This window comes from Paenibacillus sp. SER-28 (assembly GCF_052906305.1).
Map to the genome: position 1 here is coordinate 977133 of NZ_JBRECM010000002.1, position 17383 is coordinate 994515.

The window sequence follows — 17383 nt, forward strand, 5'->3', positions numbered from 1 at the left end:
ACAAAATTTCTTATCGCTACTTTGTCTGCATGCTGGTCTTTTCTATCTGTTTTCTTTAATTTTTCCAATTCCATCATTATTCAGCTTACCAGCTTTAGGCCAACTGCTGAACCGAGTACCATCGCGATGAACAGAATTCTCGCGGTATTACGCGGTTCACTGTAAAAGATCATGCCCAATATGGCTCCGCCAGAAGCTCCAATACCGGTCCAGACAGCGTAGGCCGTTCCCATTGGTAGTGTTTCCATGGCCAGGGATAGAAATAAGAAGCTCAATCCAAAGCCTGCAAGCAGGTAAAAAGCAGACAGGAAATTCCGATCTTTATGGAGCTTATTAATCATGAGAACTCCCGTCATCTCAAATACGCCTGCCAAAATTAGAAATACCCAGTTCATACGTCAGTCCACCTCTTTTCCTTGTTTCTTCTCTTTGCTCTGTATTTTGAGCCCTACAACTCCGAGCAGAAGCACCCCAATTAGCAACAATTTAGATCCCTGTACCTCAGCACCAAACAACAAAATTTCTGCTAATACAGTGCCGGCCGTTCCCAACCCGACAAATACTGCATACACCGTACCTACCGGAAGCGTACGAGAAGCCATAATCATGAGTATGAAACTTACTAAAATGGCAACTAAAGTGCCCCCCCACTCTATCCAGCCGCTGGCATGTTTCAGGCCGATGACCCATCCAACTTCGAATAATGCCGCAACTACAACAGATAACCATGTCTTGTTCATTTTGTACTTCCTCCTTTTTGATAATGCTGCAAATGTAGTATGGATTTATAGCAGCAATAAAAAAACCTGAGAGAATACTGCATATAGCAGTTTTTCTCCCAGGCTTTTATCCCTCCGTGGCACAGTACGACGACTGTGAGTTTTCTCTCGGACCAGCCGATATTACATCGCGGAACCCTAGAAAACATTTATGAATTCAATTATAGTTAATATTATACATATTAGTGAATAAATTACAATATAAAAATAATAAGAATTCTTATATCATCCTAAACTGATATCATTGTTTTGGTCATTATGAAATCAATTTGTTCTTCATCACCCATATAAAAAGAGTGTGCGCCAGTTTGAACAAATCCCATTTTCTTATAAAAAGCAATGGCGTTTTCATTTTTTTCCCATACGCCGAGCCAGATTTTCTTTTTATTATGCTCCACCGCAATTTCCATAGCTTTATTTAGCAGATATTTACCAAGCCCATGTTTTTGAGATTTGTTTTTTATATAAATCCTCTCAATTTCGAGCGACTCATCACCCATTTTTTCAGATTGGGCGTCATTCATATTTACCTTTAAATATCCAGCAAGTTCTTCATTGAAATAGATGAAAAAGATTTCTGAAGAGACGTTGGACAATTCATCCTCCAACTGTTGAAAATTAAATGCTCTTTCTAGATAGGCTTTCATATTTTCAGGTGAATTCTGATCTTTAAAAGTATCGTTGAATGTTTCAATACTTATTTCTTGGAGTATTTGTAAATCTTCACGTCTGCACTTTATTATTTTTACAGTCACTTAATGTATCGCTCCTTCATGTAAATCAATAATTTCTTTTGTTCCCCTTTTTTACAAATTCCCAGTCTTCCCCTATATTTTCTCTCACTCTTTGAAGAAGATTGAAAATGGTTTCTACTTCTCTTTCCGAAAATCCCTCTAATGCAACGTTATTGGAATAATCATTTTCTCTTTTTATAAAAGGATAAACATTGTTCCCTTTATCTGTTGGAAAGAGTTTTTTAATTTTTTGGTTATGGTTATCTTCTTTCTTTTCAATAAAGCCATTAATTACAAGTTTTTTTATAGCACGAGATGCAGTTGTTCGATCTACTTTTATCATCTCAGCTAACTTTTCTTGAATGATTCCTGGGTTTTCACATATTCGCACAAGGTACAAATACTGCCCTTTTGTAAGGTCATATTCTTTAAATTCTATATTACTTATAGAATCTAATGCCCTTGCGATCATTCCAATTTCACGAAGTACTTCCTTCATAGTTAACTCCTTCGCACCTATTTTATTGCAAATGCAATAAAAATGATATATATTGAATTTACCTTATTTTTATTGCATTTGCAACATAAAATTATGTTAAAGAGGTCGAGTAAAGTGAGATATGTTTTTTTCGTATTAGGAATTTTTATATTATCCCTTGGAATTTCGTTCACTATACAATCAGACCTTGGGACTTCACCTTTTGATGCACTTTTGGTAGGACTGTCCATAAATGTGGGGCTTACTGTGGGAAGTTGGGAAATCATAATAGCTATAATATTGATATGTTGTAATTCGCTTTTAAAAAGACAAAGACCAGAAGTTTTGGGGTTGTTAACGGCATTTATAACGGGTATTGGAATTGATATGTGGCTTTTATTATTACACAATTTGATAACACCTGAACTATGGTACAGCAAAGTTGTTTGTTTTGGAATTGGTTTAGTTGTTGTAGGATTAGGAACTGCAACATATTTACAGACAAATTTTGCACCAATTCCAGTTGACCGATTAACATTGATCATACAAGAATTTACTGGAACAAATCTATTTTTTTCGAGAACATTCATCTACCTTATATTCTTGATCATAGCAGTCATTTTAAATGGACCCATTGGCATTGGAACTTTGTTAACCGTTTGTTTAGGGGGGCTAATACTCAATTACTTTATGCCACTTACTGAAAAAGTACTTGACCGCATATTAACACACTCTGATACATCACCAAATCATGAGAAAGATAAAAAGCATTCTATATAGAATGCTCAGAGTGTCGAGAAAGTCCAGAGGACTTTTCGACACTTCTATTTTTATATGGGGAGACGCATCTTTTAAAACAAAAATCGATTTAAAACGATCTGAGGACCCTAGTTTTTAGACCACTAAGACAGTTTTAAACCCCCTGCAAAAAACAGGGGGTTTCTCGACAGCCTGAGCATTCTATATAGAATGCTTTTTATGTTGTTCAACTAACTTGGTCTGTTAAAAGATGTACTATCATAACGTTGATTTTGATACAGAAATGTACTTTGTACTTAAGTTTGTCTAGAAGAATTGGTACTGTTATTTGTCACTCCATTGGTACTTTAATTGTGTCTAATTCATTTTTATAATGTGTTTGTATTTTGAAGGTCAATTATTAAAGGAGTGTAGCTTTATGTTATGTGGATTATCTGCTTTTCCACTCACCCCAGTTAACGAGACAGGTATTAACGAAAAAGCATTTGTGACACTGATTCAATGATTAGTTGCAGCTGGTGTCGACTCAATTGGTGCATTGGGTTCAACTGGAAATTATGCATATTATAATCGAGAAGAACGTTTACGTGTGCTTCGACTTGCTGTCCGTTCAGCTGAGGGGATTCCCGTGATGACAAGTATAAGTGCGATTCGTACTTCTGAAGTACTTCGATTAGCGGAAGATGCACAAAGAGCAGGAGCAAGCGCAGTGTTGCTAGCCCCTGTCTCCTATCAAACACTAACGAATGAAGAAGTATTTTTACTCTATGAACAGGTAACCAGTTCACTCTCCATTCCACTTTGTGTATATGATAATCCGAGTACCTCGCATTTCCATTTTAGTGATGAGTTGCACGGTCGGATTGCTGAGCTACCTAACGTTCGTTCTATCAAGATTCCTGGAGTACCTTCTGATCCTGAAGCAGCCAAGGCACGCATTAGAAAACTACGCACGACCATTCCTCCCCATGTAACTATAGGAGTAAGTGGAGATTCATTTGCAGTCACTGGCTTGAATGCAGGCTGTGAAGCATGGTACTCGGTTCTCGGTGGTTTGTTTCCAAAGGCGTGCCTAAAAATGACCCGTTTGGCCCAGGACGGTTTTGCTGATGAAGCGGAACGACTCTCGGCGCTACTTGAACCTATTTGGACGTTATTTCATCAATATGGTAGCCTTCGTGTTGTTTCAGCAGCAGCAGAAATAAGTGGCTTGATCTCAAGTCCCAGTCTTCCTTTGCCCTTACAACCATTGAATCAATCAGCTAGAGAACACTTGGAATTCATACTAAAGGACCTTCAGTCTACAGAAACATTCTGTTGCCCATTCGGCTAATAGCTTTTCGAAGAGAAGACTACTAAGCACGTTTGCTGTAAAATTTTTCGTTATGAGTGTTGGAGGAACAACAGATGTGGTTCACATTTGCAATTGGTGCTGAACGTGTTCCAGAGGCTTTGAATTACATTGTCCTAGAAGCAGACTCATTACCTCTCGAAGTCGATAAGGCTATTTCGAGACCTTATTGTCCAATACTTTGCTGAACTATCCAAGCATTCGTAATATCTTAATCCTTTTCTTCGTTAACAACAAAACTATCCACTAAAAAAAGCCAGCTATAATAGCTATAGCTGGCTGTTATACGTTTTTTTCAATTTACTTCCATGATCAAATTCATGCTGTCCTGTGTTAAACCAAATTTGAAGATGAAACGCTAGGTTTTGCAGGAATCACATGTAATAACTGTTTTGAATTTGGATCCTCCAGATTCACATGCACTTGATCATAATTAAATGAATTCGTAACAATAACCATTACCGTAGGATCATAACCCGCAGCCTTAATTTGCTCCAAGTCAAACTCAACTAATTTGTCATCAATGCCAATTCTATCATTTTCCTTAACCAATGGTTTAAAGTGTTGTCCCTTTAATTTCACAGTATTAATACCGATATGAATCAAAAGTTCTATACCGGAATCAGATACAATGCCAATCGCATGCCCGGTTTTGTACACGCTGCTTACCGTTCCGTTTACCGGAGCTGTAACAATTCCGCTAATTGGAACAATCCCTGCTCCTTTACCCATCGCTTCAGAAGCAAACACCTCATCGCTTACACTGCTTAAAGGAACAATTTGGCCATTCACAGGTACCACAACCTCGTTTGGATTTGCTTGATCACTCAAATTCGTCACACTCTTATTCGAAACACCGAAGAAATAAGTTAAAATGACGGCTCCAAAGAATGCAATAATTAATCCGATGACTTCTCCAATGAAACCTTGGCCTAAATAAGTTGGAATAGCCAACAAGCTAGGAAATGTAAATGTGGATGCATGTACTTCAAACGATCCAATAACAGCGCCTCCAATACCAGCAGCGATCATTGCACAGTAGAATGGACGCTTTAATTTAAGGGTTACGCCGTAAATTGCCGGTTCAGTGATACCAAAAATGGCTGTGATTGCTGCAGAACCCGATAGGCCTTTGATTTTGGCATCCTTGGTTTTCAAAAATACGCCTAGAGCAGCACCTGCTTGAGAAAGTACGGCTGCACATACAATCGGCAACCATTGGTCGTATCCTTGATTAGCGACATTGTTTATCATCAGCGTAATCAGCGCCCAATGGACTCCGAAAATGACAATCGACTGATGGAACGCTCCTAAAACCAACCCAGCAAGTAATGGGGAGAAACCAAAGATTGCTAACAATACCATGGCGAACAGGTCACTGATCTTTGTGCCTAGAGGACCGATAACAGCCAAAGTTAGAGGCAACATAATCACTAGAGAAACCAGAGGGGTTAGCATATTACGAATTGATTCCGGAAAGAATTTGTTCAACAAAGGTTCCAAGTAAGAGAGGCCCCAAATCGACAACAGAATGGGAAACACAGACGCTGTATACGTAATTGGTATGATCGGTATGCCAAAGAAATCAATCGTTTGTGAATTGGATACGATCTCTACTAAAGATGGATGAATGAGTGCACCAGCTAACGAAACGGCTACGAATGGGTTGACTTTAAGCTTCTTGGCCGCAGTAAATGCCAAGAAAATCGGCAAAAAATAGAAAATGGCATCACTTGCTGCATTCCATATTTTATACGCACCACTGTCGGTCGATATCCAGTTCATTGTTGTAAATAAAGCTAGAATGCCTTTCAAAATTCCGGATCCAGCCAAGGCTCCCAGAAATGGCGTAAATACGGCCGAAACAAAATCCATCAACTGACTGACAGGATTAAATTTCCCAGTTATTTTTTCTGAAGCGCTTTCATTGTTGCTAGAAGCATGTAATGCCATTCCAGGTAATGATGTTAGTGCATCATAGACTTGAGCAACGGAATTACCAACAACCACCTGATACTGTCCGGCACTATTAACGACGGTAATGACCCCATCTGTGTTTTCAATCTTTTTGGTATCTGCAGTACTCACATCATTTAATTTAAATCTCAATCTAGTGGCACAATGCCACACCGCATTTACATTCTCTTTTCCTCCTACGCCATCCAGAATATCCTTTGCCAATTTTTGATAACTCATAGTTGTCCCCCTATTATAAATGCCCGGATCATTTTCCACATACCGTATTACTAAAACGATACAAAATGATCCGGGGGTGCCTTAATCATTTAGTGATTCTCATCCTAATCGTTGGTGGTTCTATGAAGATCTTCGCCGTTTGTATCAATAACTTGCTTATACCAGTAAAAACTATCTTTATAATGGAATTGCCCATTTCCATTACCTTCATCATCATAGTCCACATAAATAAAGCCATATCTTTTGCTCATTTCAGCAGTACCTGCACTGATGATGTCGAAAGGGGCCCAGGTACAATAGGCAAAGACATCTGCCCCTTCATGTATTGCCTCTTTCAGTGCTGCAATATGCTCCTGGTGGTATTCGATGCGATAATCGTCATGAACTTTATTGTCCGCTGTTAAAATATCTTTAAATCCAAGACCATTTTCAGCCACTATCATGGGAACATGATACCTGTCCCAATATTTAGACATGCAGAGATATAATCCTGAAGCATTTATAGACCAGCCCCAGCGATTCGCTTTCAAATGGGGATTTTTGACGGTAGAATTAGGGTCCATCGTATTCTCACTAGCTTTAACAGTATTTGACCAGTAATAAGAGACTGCAAGGAAATCGGCTGTATTGTTCCGAAGCAACTCTTTCTCCGATTCCGTAATTTCCAGCTGGATGTCATGGTCTTCGAAATACGTCGATGCATATTCTGGATACTCGCCTCGAATCAGAACATCGCTGTAGAAATATTGCATTCGATTCCGTTTGAAATTCAGTTCGACATCTGCAGGTTCACATGAATAAGGGGCGGTTAATGTATCGGCCAACATCATTCCCATTTGAAGGGATGGATTTAGCTTGTGGCCAAACTCAGTAATCTTTGCAGAAGCAACGAATTGGTGATGAACCGCTTGAAACTTAGACTGCTCGTAATGATCAACTTTATCTTTCAGTATGCCAAGGGAGGCAAATGCCTCTTTGTGGACAAGGTTAATTTGATTGATAATGATCCAATATTTAACGATTTGGTGATATCTTTGCAGGACGGTTTGCCCATACTTCACGAAGAAATCAATCAGTTTCGGGTTTGTCCAACCGCCATATTGCTCAACCAAATTTAAAGGCATTTCATAATGGAAAATCGTGACGATTGGCTCAATATTTTTTTCTTTCATGTACTCAAATAATCGATCATAGAAGGCCAAACCCTGCTCGTTTGGAACGGTATCATCTCCATTCGGAAAAATCCTGCTCCAAGAAATAGACAACCGCAATGTTTTTACATGCATGTCTGCTAACGCATCGATATACTCACGGTATCGTTCGTAGAAATGTACTCCTTGGCGCTTAGGGAAATAGTATGTCCCATGTTTGTATTTTTCGTATGTTTCTGAATCCATGTCATTAAAATGTAGATCAATAGGATCAGCTCCTGGAATAAACGGCTGAATATCAGCGGTACTTAGCCCTCTTCCATCCCTGCGATGTGCACCTTCTACTTGATTAGCAGCAATAGCTCCTCCCCACAGAAAGTCTTTTCTTATTTTGCTCATGTACGTTTCCCCCAAATGTATTTAAAATTTTTGTACGATAAAGACTCCTGCAATAACCAAAAGAGCTCCCAATAATCGAGGAATATTCAAAGTGTGCATACTAGCACCAATTAATCCAAAATGATCAATGATCACCGACACGATTATTTGCCCAGCTAAAACGTATCCAACCGTAGCTGCTACTCCTATTCTGGGCATGAGAATGGTTGTCGCCAATACATAGAAAGCACCCAGTAGTCCTCCTGTCCACATCCACCAGGGAGCTTCAAACCATTCTTTTTTGAACAACGATCCTTTTACAAAAAAAGATATGATTATTAATGAGATGGCACCTACTGTAAAAGAAATGGCCGAAGCAACAATAGGTGATCCCACCACCGTCCTTAGCTGCGCATTAACACTAAATTGTGTAGGCAAGGCCATTCCTGCCAATAATGCGAAAATTATGAATATGATAGCCATGTATTTTCCCCTTTCTCTTACTTTGATCAATTAGCCAATCTGAAATTGAACGAAGTGCTTCAATAAATCGTTTATCCGATTTTAGAACCACGAGAAAAGAAAATACCAAAAGAACGGTTTCAAGTGTGTCCATTGCAAAAGTAATCCCGCCTCACAGTATTATCCCCTCTCAAATTCTGAAGATTGAATATCCCCTACAGATGAGTCAATAATATAACTTAAATATGGGAATACTAGATTGGTCACCTTCTCAATTTATCGATTAATCATTGACAACCCGAGTATAATTCACGCAGTATAATAAGTAAAATTAATAATAAATATAGGAGGTATACTAAATACTTATATGGATATTAATTATGAACTCTATAAGATCTTCTATATCACAGTAAAAGCTGGAAGTATGTCTAATGCGGCAAAGGAACTGTTTACATCACAATCGGCAGTTAGTCAGTCCATAAAACTACTTGAAAATAAGCTAGGTGGACAATTGTTCCATAGAAGAGCACAAGGAGTGTCCCTTACTACGGAAGGAGAGATATTATTTCAATATGTAGAACAAAGCTATGAGTTATTACAGGCGGCTGAAAGAAAATTTTTGGAATTAAGGAATTTAGATGCTGGCCAACTAAGAATAGCCGTAAGCACAACAGCTTGTAGTAACTTCTTGATGCAATACCTAGAGACATTCTCCTTGGCTTACCCTAATATCGAGATTTATATCAAAGATCAATCTACTCATTCTACAATTAAGCAGCTAGAGTCAGGCGAAGTTGACATAGGAATCATCAATCTGAACGGAAGCAGAGATTCTCTAACGGTGATTGGAAAAATAGAAATACAAGATTGTTTTGTAGTAGGTGAGAGATTTAAAGAAATATGTGATAAACCAATATTCTTAAAAGAACTAGTAGTAAATCACCCGATCATTCTCATGCAGAAAGGACTTAATACAAGAAAATATATTGACAACTTTTTCACTTCATATGGCTTAAAAGTAATACCTAAAGTAGAACTGAGTACCATGGAACTGTTAATTGAGTTTGCTAAAAAAGGTTTGGGCATATCGTGTGTAATCGAGGATTTTGTTCGCAGCGATTTGGATCAACAACAGCTATTCATAGTGCCCATCCAAGAAATCATACCTAAAAGGTTTTTAAGTATTGCTATCAAAAAAGACTTGCCCCTTTCTGCAGCAGCTCAGAAGTTTATTGAGCTTTTTCAAAGCTGCACAGTATAAATTTATAAATTGGTTTATTTATTAAAGAATTGTCTAAAAAAAGCTCACTAAGGGCTTCTTATTTGACAGTCAACGAACCTCGCTTCAACCGCTCCAGAATGAGGTCGTCTGCTCCTGCGACAACTGGATGGTTGGTATAGTGAGCATTAAATAGGTAGATATCTAATCGGCAATGGAATAATCAAGTTCTTGTCCTTGGCTCGGAGCAAGGAACTTGATTTCTTAAAACAAAAAAGCCGTCATTTAGGCGGCTCCTAATGCAACATGCTTTTGTCCTCCGACATTTTTTTATTAACTCAAAGCTCAAGTCTGCCAACCAATTTTTTTGAATCAATCTCCTCGTTCTGACATGACGTACCAACCGCAGTGCCCTTCGGCTGTTAACTATTGGCATATGGAAAGCACCACCCGTATCCCGATGGGTGACTGAATATTGCATTGGAGTATCTATTTTGTCGGGATGTTTACTTTAGGTAACCATGATGTCATATTATTCTGATCCATTCTTGTAATCAATTCGATCTGCGATCCCAAACTTCTTCATGAGTTTATGATACGTCCAACCTTCTACGATATGGAGTCGTATGGCCCTCTACCTTGGTTTCAAACGTATACTCGTTGCAGCTGTATCCCTGGACACCTGGTTGGTGTATGGCAGGCAGATGATATGATCCTCAGATTCCAGTTTATGACTCCAGTAATTTTTTCCCTTCTCAAATAAGGCTTTCAATGGCATCCCTCCTGCTTCATGGGGTCTGTTACCCCAGTTGGAATGGTGCGTTGTTACGTACATGAGCGTTGTGTCAGAAAAAGAATACTTTGCAGGCAAGGGCAGGCGGACAAGCCGCCGCCCTCTGCACACGCAAAATGAATTCATTGCATTTAGAAAACGGATTTAGAAAACAAAGTCGATGGAATCCGGCGAGAAGCCTTCCGGTTGCTCGTCCGAGTTCACCTGAATATCGCTTAATAGCAAATCTGGATTGATCCCAATCTGGGACAGGATCGCTATCAAATCTCTGGTTAATCTTTCAATAGCGTCGGCCCCAAATAGCTTCGTGCAATATTCAAACGAACCCTTGATCTCCCCATCTTCATCACTCATAGACAAGGTCAAATCGAATTTGGAAATACGATGCTCCTGAACATACGGACTGAAGGACAGCATTTCAAGCTTCGCTTCTTGTGACTCCATATTTTCCAGTACAAACATAGTGTCGAATAATGGGTTACGGCTTGCATCCCGTGCTACATCCAGCTTTTCCACCAACTCTTCCAGTGGATAATCCTGATGCTCGAAGGCTTGCAGCGTACGATCTCTGGCTTCTAGCAAGTAGTTGTGGAACGTTTGGTTGCCCTTCGGCTGATGCCGGATGGCTAGCGTATTGACGAACATTCCGATCAGTGGCTCCAGTTCAGGCAACAAGCGGCCTGCTACCGGCGTACCGATGATCAAATCGTCCTGACCGCTGTATTTGGACAGCAGAACGGTGTAGGCGCTTAATAGCACCATGTACAGCGTGCTTCCGGTCTGTGCCGCAATTCGGTGCAGTTGCTCGGATACATTTGCGTCCACTGTAAATTCATACATCGCACCCTCGAAGCTGCGAACAGCAGGTCTAGGATAAGCAATTGGCAAATCCAGTACCGGCAATTCTCCGGCTAAATGCTCCAGCCAGAAGTGTTCCCGGCGTTGGTATGATTCACGCTGCATCTCCTGCTGCTGCCACACGGCGTAGTCTTTGTACTGAATTTGCAACGGCTCCAATTCCTGTCCCTCGTACAGTTGTACCAGCTCCTGCACGATATTGTTAGACGATACACCGTCTGAAATAATATGGTGCATGTCGTACATCAGGAGATGGCGCTCTGGTTCAGTTTGAATGAGACGGACACGCAGCAGTGGTGCCTGGCGAAGATCAAAGCTGCGTACAAAGGACTCGATATAGGCTTCGGCTTCGGACCCCCTGGCCTGCAGGCGCTCTACTGCAAACTCCACTTGATCGTAAACCCGCTGAACGACCTCGCCTTCCACCATTTCAAAGGAAGTCCGCAGCGTTTCATGGCGGGCTATTAACTGACGGAACGCATCCTCTAGCCGATCGGCCTGAAGCGGTCCCTCCACAGTTAATACACCCGGCATATTGTAGCTGAGATCCCCACCTTCCAGATGGCTCAAAATGTACAGTCGTTTTTGAGCCGAGGAAACCGGGTAGTACGCCTGTTGCGCCGCCGCAGGGATCACCGTATAGGTGTCTGTCCCGTGCGTTGCGATGAGCTGGGCTTGCTGCTCAATCGTAAAGTGTTGGAACACCTCTCGCAGCGTAATCCGACTGTCCAGTTCCTGATGGATTTTGGCCACCAGCGTCGTTGCCCGCAGGGAGTGCCCACCCACGTCAAAGAATGAGTCGGTGACTCCTACGCTGGACAGTTTCAAGACATCCTGCCAGATTTGGGCTAGTTTGGCTTCCAGCGGCGTCCGCGGTGCAACGTACTCCAGGCCTCCTTCGAGACGTGCTTCCGGCGCCGGCAACGCCTTGCGGTCGATTTTCCCGTTCGGTGTCAGCGGGAAACGATCCAGTTGTACCACATACGTCGGGATCATGTAATCCGGCAGCTTCGGCTGCAGTGCATTGCGCAGCTCCGGCAAACTCAGGGACTCTGAAGCTATGATGTAGGCACACAGGTCCTTGTGTCCGTCTTCGTTTTCCCATGCTGTGACCACGGCTTTCTGAATGCCATCCACGGTCAGCAGCTGTGCTTCCACCTCGCCCAGCTCGATCCGGTAACCCCGGATTTTCACCTGATGGTCGATCCGGCCCAAATACTCAATGCTGCCGTCTGGCAACCACCGTGCCAGGTCGCCCGTCCGGTACATCCGGTTTGTATGAGTGCTGTCCGCTTGATCGGCTGCTGCCGCATCTGCGAACGGATTCGGGACGAACTTCTCTGCCGTCAGCTCCGGCAGGTGCAGGTATCCTCGTCCGACACCTGCACCTCCGATATAAAGCTCACCTGCGATCCCGATCGGTACCAGCTGTTGCTGGCTGTTCAAGATGTACACGGACTGGTTCGCTATCGGCGTTCCGATGGATACCGTATGCTCCCCTTTTTCCAGCAGTGCGTTCAGGGCTTCCACATCTTCAATCGTATAAGCAGTCGCATCTACCGTGGTTTCGGTCGGACCGTACACGTTGGTAATCACCGGACGATACCCGGACCACTTGTGCAGGAACACATTTACCAGCTGCACGGATAATGCTTCGCCACCGATCAGGTAATGCTTCACTTCCGGCGCTTCCGTCACATTGACGCTTTCGTTCAAAATATGCAGATGCGCAGGTGTGCCGTCCGACAGATCAATCCGGTGCGTGCGGTAGTAGGTGATCAAATGCTCTCCGCTCAGACTGACGTCACGGGACACCACGTGCAGGGTGTGGCCTAACAGCAAGCTGGCAAAGATTTGCTTCACTGAAGCGTCAAATACAAATGCCGACAGCCATGCGACATGAAGCGGCTGTTCATAACGGCTGTATACTCGCTCCAATAAAGCATCTACCAGATTGCTAACACTGCCCTGCTCGATCATGACCCCTTTCGGCTGGCCGGTGGTACCTGACGTGTAAATCATATAGGCCAGGTTATGCTGGCGGGCGACAGGGATTAGGTTGCTCGCATCCTGTGCTCCCAGTTGAGCTTGAACGTCCTCGTCATCCAAGACTACAGCTCGAACTGTGGATGGCAAGCTGAGCGACAGGTTGGCGACTCTACTTGTAATCACGACCTTGGCCCCACTGTCTTGCAGCATGTAGTCGATGCGCTCCTGTGGATACACCGTATCCATCGGCACATACGCGCCTCCGGCCTTAAGTACCCCCAGAATGCTCACCAGAATATCCGCAGAACGTTCCAGCAATACGCCAACCGGTTGATCTGCTTCGATCCCTTCCGCTCGTAACACACGAGCCAATTGGTTCGCACGCTCATTCAGCTCAGTGTAGGTCAGCGTGGTGGCTCTAGACACAACTGCTATCCGCTCAGGGTTGCGCTTCGCTTGCTCTTCAAAGCGTTCGCTGAGCGAACGGCCTTGCACCTGTCTGTGTTCAACACAACGCACACTATGTGCGTTCGGGTCATTAAATACCTCCAGAATCTGCACGGTTTCTTCCGCCGTAATCAGTTCCAACTCACCCAGCTTCGCATCCGGGTTCGCCGCCACCGCTTCGGCCAAACGAATAAAGTGGCGTGTCATCCGTTCCACGGTTTCCCGTTGATACAACGCGGTTGCATACTGCAATCCGAACTGGATACCTGCTTCTTCCTCACTGGCCTCCATCATCAAATCAAACTTGACTGGCGTTTGTTCTAAGCCGTATGGACGGAAGCTCAGGTCCGCCAGCTGCAGCTCGCCTTCCTCAGTCGTTTGCAGGGTAAACATCGTATCAAACAGTGGATGGCGGCTCATATCCCGTTTCACGTTCAGCTTTTCCACCAGCTCCTCAAACGGATAGTCCTGGTGCTCGTAAGCTTGCAGGGCACGCGTCTTCACATCCTCCACGTAGCTTCGGAAGCTTTGCTCTGCTGTCGGATAGTTCCGCAATGCCAACGTTCCGACGAACATCCCAATCATCGGCTCCAGATCCGCATGCGGTCGTCCAGCTATCGGTGTGCCGACTACGATGTCCTCTTGCCCGCTGTATTGGTGTAAGAGCGCGGTGTACGCTGCCAGCAGCACCATATACAGCGTGGAGCCTGTGTTTGCCGCCAGTTCTTTCAGCCGTTCGCTGACTTCACGTTCCAGTTCGAATACCACCGTATCGCCTGCCGTACTTCGTATCGACGGACGGGCAAAGTCTGTAGGTAGATCCAGTACAGGCAGTTCACCCCGGAAGGTGTCGAGCCAGTACGCTTCCTGACGTTGCATCCACTCTTGATGGGCTTCGCTTTGCTGCCATACCGCATAATCCTTGTACTGTATACGCAATGGCGAAAGCTCTTCACCGTCGTACAAGCGGACAAATTCATCGGTCAGTACCCCCATGGACACACCATCCGAGACGATATGGTGCATATCGAGCATGAGCAAATGCTGCGATTCCTGCTCGGTTCCTTGTACACCCAAATCTACCAAGCCTACCCGCAGCAGCGGAGCGGCTTGCAGATCGAACGGACGTACAAACTGCCGCACCCATTCTTGTGCTTCCTGGCTGACCATCGTGTCCGTATCCGTGGTTGTATCTTCTGCCTGTACCTTTGTATATTCCACCTCAAACGGCACGGTGTCCTCAATCCATTGCATTGGCTCACTGTCCACCAGTGCAAAGCGGGTACGCAAGGTCGCATGACGGGCGATTAGTTGACGGAACGCGTCTTCTACCCGTTTCACATTCAGCGGTCCGCTCACTTGCAGCACCGACGGCATGTTGTAGTTCACATCATTCGGGTCGAACTGATGCAGCACATACAGTCGTTTTTGCGCCGAAGATAATGGGTAGAAGTTGCGTTCTTCCGTTACCGGAATGGACGCATATGTTACTTGATCGAGATGTTCTAGTACGACTGCCAATTGTTCAATGGTTGGTGATTCAAAAATACTGCGTAGTGGAAGCGGCTTGTTCAGCTCCTTGTGAATTTTCGAGGCCAGCGTCGTCGCCCGCAGCGAGTGTCCGCCAATCTCAAAGAAGTTTTCCTTCACACCGACCTGCGCCAGACCCAGCACATCCTGCCAAATTTGCGCCAGCTTCACTTCCACCCATGTCCGCGGTGCAACATAATCAGCTCCGCTTTGCAGGCTGCCTTCCGGTGCTGGCAGTGCCTTGCGGTCGATTTTGCCATTCGGAGTTAACGGCATCTGCTCCAGCTGTACCAGATAGGAAGGGACCATGTAACCCGGTAGCTTCTGGCTCAAAGCGCTGCGCAGTTCACTTGCCACAACTTCCCCATCGGCGACCACATAAGCGCAGAGCTGCTTCTGCCCTTGCTCATCTTCACGCGCGATGACCACAGCTTCTTGCACCGCTTCCAGCTTCAACAGCTGCGTTTCTACCTCGCCCAGTTCGATCCGGTAGCCCCGAATTTTCACCTGTGCGTCGATCCGTCCCTTATATTCCAGCGTCCCGTCCACATTCAAGCGTACCAGGTCGCCTGTGCGATAGCAGCGTTCTCCGCTGCGGAACGGGCTGTCGATGAACTTTTCGGACGTCAGGTCCGGACGGTTGCGGTATCCACGTGCCACCCCGTCACCGCCGACGATCAGCTCACCCCATACCCCGACGGGCTGAAGCCGCATCGAACGGTCCACGACATACGCTGTCGAATTATGGATCGGTCTGCCAATTGGCACCGATTCCGATTGCATACCAGTGATCGCATGCACTGTGGAAAAGGTCGTATTTTCGGTCGGGCCATAGATGTTACTGATCCGCAAGGATGGATGAGCCTCCAGCACCCGGTTCATATGTGGTACGGACATCACATCACCGCCGACCAGCAGCTCCCGTACCCCCTCGAACAGCGCCAGATCCTGCTGGGACAGCTGGTTAAAGAGCGGTGTAGTCAGAAACATCGTGGTAATGCCGTGGCTACGCACAGCCTCCTTAAGCTTGGGGGCGTCCAAAATGACATCCTGGCTCACTAGCACCAGCTGTCCACCATTCAATAGCGCCCCCCAAATTTCGAAGGTGGATGCGTCGAAAACAACAGCCCCTGTCTGTAAAATGCGCGTGTCGGCATCTAATTGCGCGTAGTTTGTATTTTTCACCAAACGTACGACATTACGATGCTCCACCATAACGCCCTTCGGTTGCCCCGTCGTACCCGACGTATAAATGACATACGCCAGATCGTTTGGACCAGACAACGACTCCAGATTGGAAGCATCCTCGTGATACACGCCCTGTGCCCCATTCAGCACCAGCACGTTACCATGGAAAGCCACTTTATCCACCAGATGGTTTTGCGTTAATAACAGCTTCGCACCCGAGTCGTCCAGCATATAGCGGATACGCTCCTCTGGATACGTCGGATCGATGGGGACATATGCACCCCCGGCTTTTAAAATGCCTAAGATGCCCACGATCAAGTCTACCGAACGCTCGGTCATCAGACCCACCAGTCGATCCTTCTTCACGCCTTGACTGCGCAAGGTGCGCGCCAGACGATTCGCACGTGCATTCAGCTCGCGATAGGTCAACTGCTCTCCTTCGAAGAACAACGCTGGCTGTTCCGGTGTCTGCGCCGTTTGTGTCTCGAACAAGCCATGAATCGTTTGCTCGCTTGGATACTCAGCAGCTGTATTTCCCCATACGCTGAGAATTTGCTCGCGCTCCTGCTCACTTACCATATCCAGCTCATGCACTCGAATGTCCGGCTTCGCCACCACCTGCTCCAACAGCTGTATCAGATGGCCCTGAGTCCGATCAACGGCTTCCCGATCATATAACTTCGCATTGTATTCAAATCGGATTTTCATCGCTTCCTGCGGCATAACGACCAGATTGAAATCATAGTTGGTTTGTTCAATCATGCCGGCATTGCGAATTTCAAAATCCGACTCTGCACCTTCGCCAAGTTGCTCGACCTGCTCCTCCACCGGATAGTTTTCAAACACGATAATGTGGTTGATCAGATCTTGCTTTTGCTCGCTCAAGGCTTGAATTTCATATAGCGGATACGTTTCATAATCTTGAGAAGTCAGCGCCTGCTGCTGATTCGTTCTGATCATGTCAGCAAAGGTGTCCTCAGCCCCACTGCGGATACGTATTGGAATGGTGTTAATGAACAAGCCCACCATATTTTCGATCCCCGTAATATCCGCTGGACGACCAGACACTAC

General features: G+C 44.7%; 10 protein-coding genes, 1 pseudogene and 1 riboswitch. Of the genes and pseudogenes, 3 read left to right on the forward strand and 8 right to left on the reverse strand.

What is annotated here, in order from left to right; translation table 11 throughout:
• Positions 1 to 80: 80 nt before the first annotated feature.
• The 4 genes from ACUYLD_RS10045 to ACUYLD_RS10060 all read right to left on the reverse strand — a co-directional run bounded on the left by ACUYLD_RS10045 (position 81) and on the right by ACUYLD_RS10060 (position 2012).
• Positions 81 to 395, reverse strand: a complete 315-nt coding sequence (locus ACUYLD_RS10045; protein ID WP_254351482.1) for a DMT family transporter — start codon at positions 393 to 395, stop codon at positions 81 to 83.
• Between the two features lie 3 nt (positions 396 to 398).
• Positions 399 to 740, reverse strand: a complete 342-nt coding sequence (locus ACUYLD_RS10050; RefSeq protein ID WP_250261350.1) for a DMT family transporter — start codon at positions 738 to 740, stop codon at positions 399 to 401.
• 93 nt (positions 741 to 833) lie between these two features.
• Positions 834 to 932, reverse strand: a riboswitch (guanidine-I (ykkC/yxkD leader).
• Positions 933 to 1009: 77 nt separating this feature from the next.
• Entirely contained in the window at positions 1010 to 1534 is a 525-nt protein-coding gene (locus ACUYLD_RS10055) for a GNAT family N-acetyltransferase (RefSeq protein ID WP_322163447.1), read from the reverse strand.
• Between the two features lie 25 nt (positions 1535 to 1559).
• Positions 1560 to 2012: a MarR family winged helix-turn-helix transcriptional regulator gene (locus tag ACUYLD_RS10060; RefSeq protein ID WP_061828430.1), complete on the reverse strand. Its 453-nt coding sequence runs from the start codon at positions 2010 to 2012 to the stop codon at positions 1560 to 1562.
• Between the two features lie 114 nt (positions 2013 to 2126).
• Here ACUYLD_RS10060 and ACUYLD_RS10065 point away from each other — a divergent pair, with 114 nt between their 5' ends.
• Complete coding sequence (locus tag ACUYLD_RS10065) at positions 2127 to 2771, forward strand: YczE/YyaS/YitT family protein (protein WP_446674915.1); 645 nt, start codon at positions 2127 to 2129, stop codon at positions 2769 to 2771.
• Between the two features lie 397 nt (positions 2772 to 3168).
• Positions 3169 to 4083, forward strand: a pseudogene (locus tag ACUYLD_RS10070) (dihydrodipicolinate synthase family protein).
• A gap of 351 nt (positions 4084 to 4434) precedes the next feature.
• On the opposite strand, the gene ACUYLD_RS10075 reads toward ACUYLD_RS10070, so the two are convergent.
• The 3 genes from ACUYLD_RS10075 to ACUYLD_RS10085 all read right to left on the reverse strand — a co-directional run bounded on the left by ACUYLD_RS10075 (position 4435) and on the right by ACUYLD_RS10085 (position 8309).
• Positions 4435 to 6297, reverse strand: coding sequence for a beta-glucoside-specific PTS transporter subunit IIABC (locus tag ACUYLD_RS10075; RefSeq protein ID WP_446674916.1), 1863 nt, complete (start codon positions 6295 to 6297; stop codon positions 4435 to 4437).
• A gap of 104 nt (positions 6298 to 6401) precedes the next feature.
• Complete coding sequence (locus ACUYLD_RS10080; protein WP_446674917.1) at positions 6402 to 7847, reverse strand: glycoside hydrolase family 1 protein; 1446 nt, start codon at positions 7845 to 7847, stop codon at positions 6402 to 6404.
• 21 nt (positions 7848 to 7868) lie between these two features.
• Entirely contained in the window at positions 7869 to 8309 is a 441-nt protein-coding gene (locus ACUYLD_RS10085; protein ID WP_023988632.1) for a DMT family transporter, read from the reverse strand.
• A gap of 346 nt (positions 8310 to 8655) precedes the next feature.
• On the opposite strand from ACUYLD_RS10085, the gene ACUYLD_RS10090 reads away from it, so the two are divergent.
• Positions 8656 to 9549, forward strand: a complete 894-nt coding sequence (locus tag ACUYLD_RS10090) for a LysR family transcriptional regulator (RefSeq protein WP_446674918.1) — start codon at positions 8656 to 8658, stop codon at positions 9547 to 9549.
• An 895-nt stretch (positions 9550 to 10444) separates the two neighbouring features.
• Here ACUYLD_RS10090 and ACUYLD_RS10095 read toward each other — a convergent pair.
• Positions 10445 to 17383 (reverse strand): amino acid adenylation domain-containing protein (locus ACUYLD_RS10095; protein WP_446674919.1); only part of this gene is annotated, 6939 nt, incomplete at its 5' end.

Excerpts from the sequence above, each read along its gene's own strand:
- ACUYLD_RS10045 (WP_254351482.1), bottom strand. The coding sequence starts at position 395 with ATGAACTGGGTATTTCTAATTTTGGCAGGCGTATTTGAGATGACGGGA.
- ACUYLD_RS10050 (WP_250261350.1), bottom strand. The coding sequence starts at position 740 with ATGAACAAGACATGGTTATCTGTTGTAGTTGCGGCATTATTCGAAGTT.
- ACUYLD_RS10060 (WP_061828430.1), bottom strand. The coding sequence starts at position 2,012 with ATGAAGGAAGTACTTCGTGAAATTGGAATGATCGCAAGGGCATTAGAT.
- ACUYLD_RS10075 (WP_446674916.1), bottom strand. The coding sequence starts at position 6,297 with ATGAGTTATCAAAAATTGGCAAAGGATATTCTGGATGGCGTAGGAGGA.
- ACUYLD_RS10080 (WP_446674917.1), bottom strand. The coding sequence starts at position 7,847 with ATGAGCAAAATAAGAAAAGACTTTCTGTGGGGAGGAGCTATTGCTGCT.
- ACUYLD_RS10085 (WP_023988632.1), bottom strand. The coding sequence starts at position 8,309 with ATGGCTATCATATTCATAATTTTCGCATTATTGGCAGGAATGGCCTTG.
- ACUYLD_RS10090 (WP_446674918.1), top strand. The coding sequence starts at position 8,656 with ATGGATATTAATTATGAACTCTATAAGATCTTCTATATCACAGTAAAA.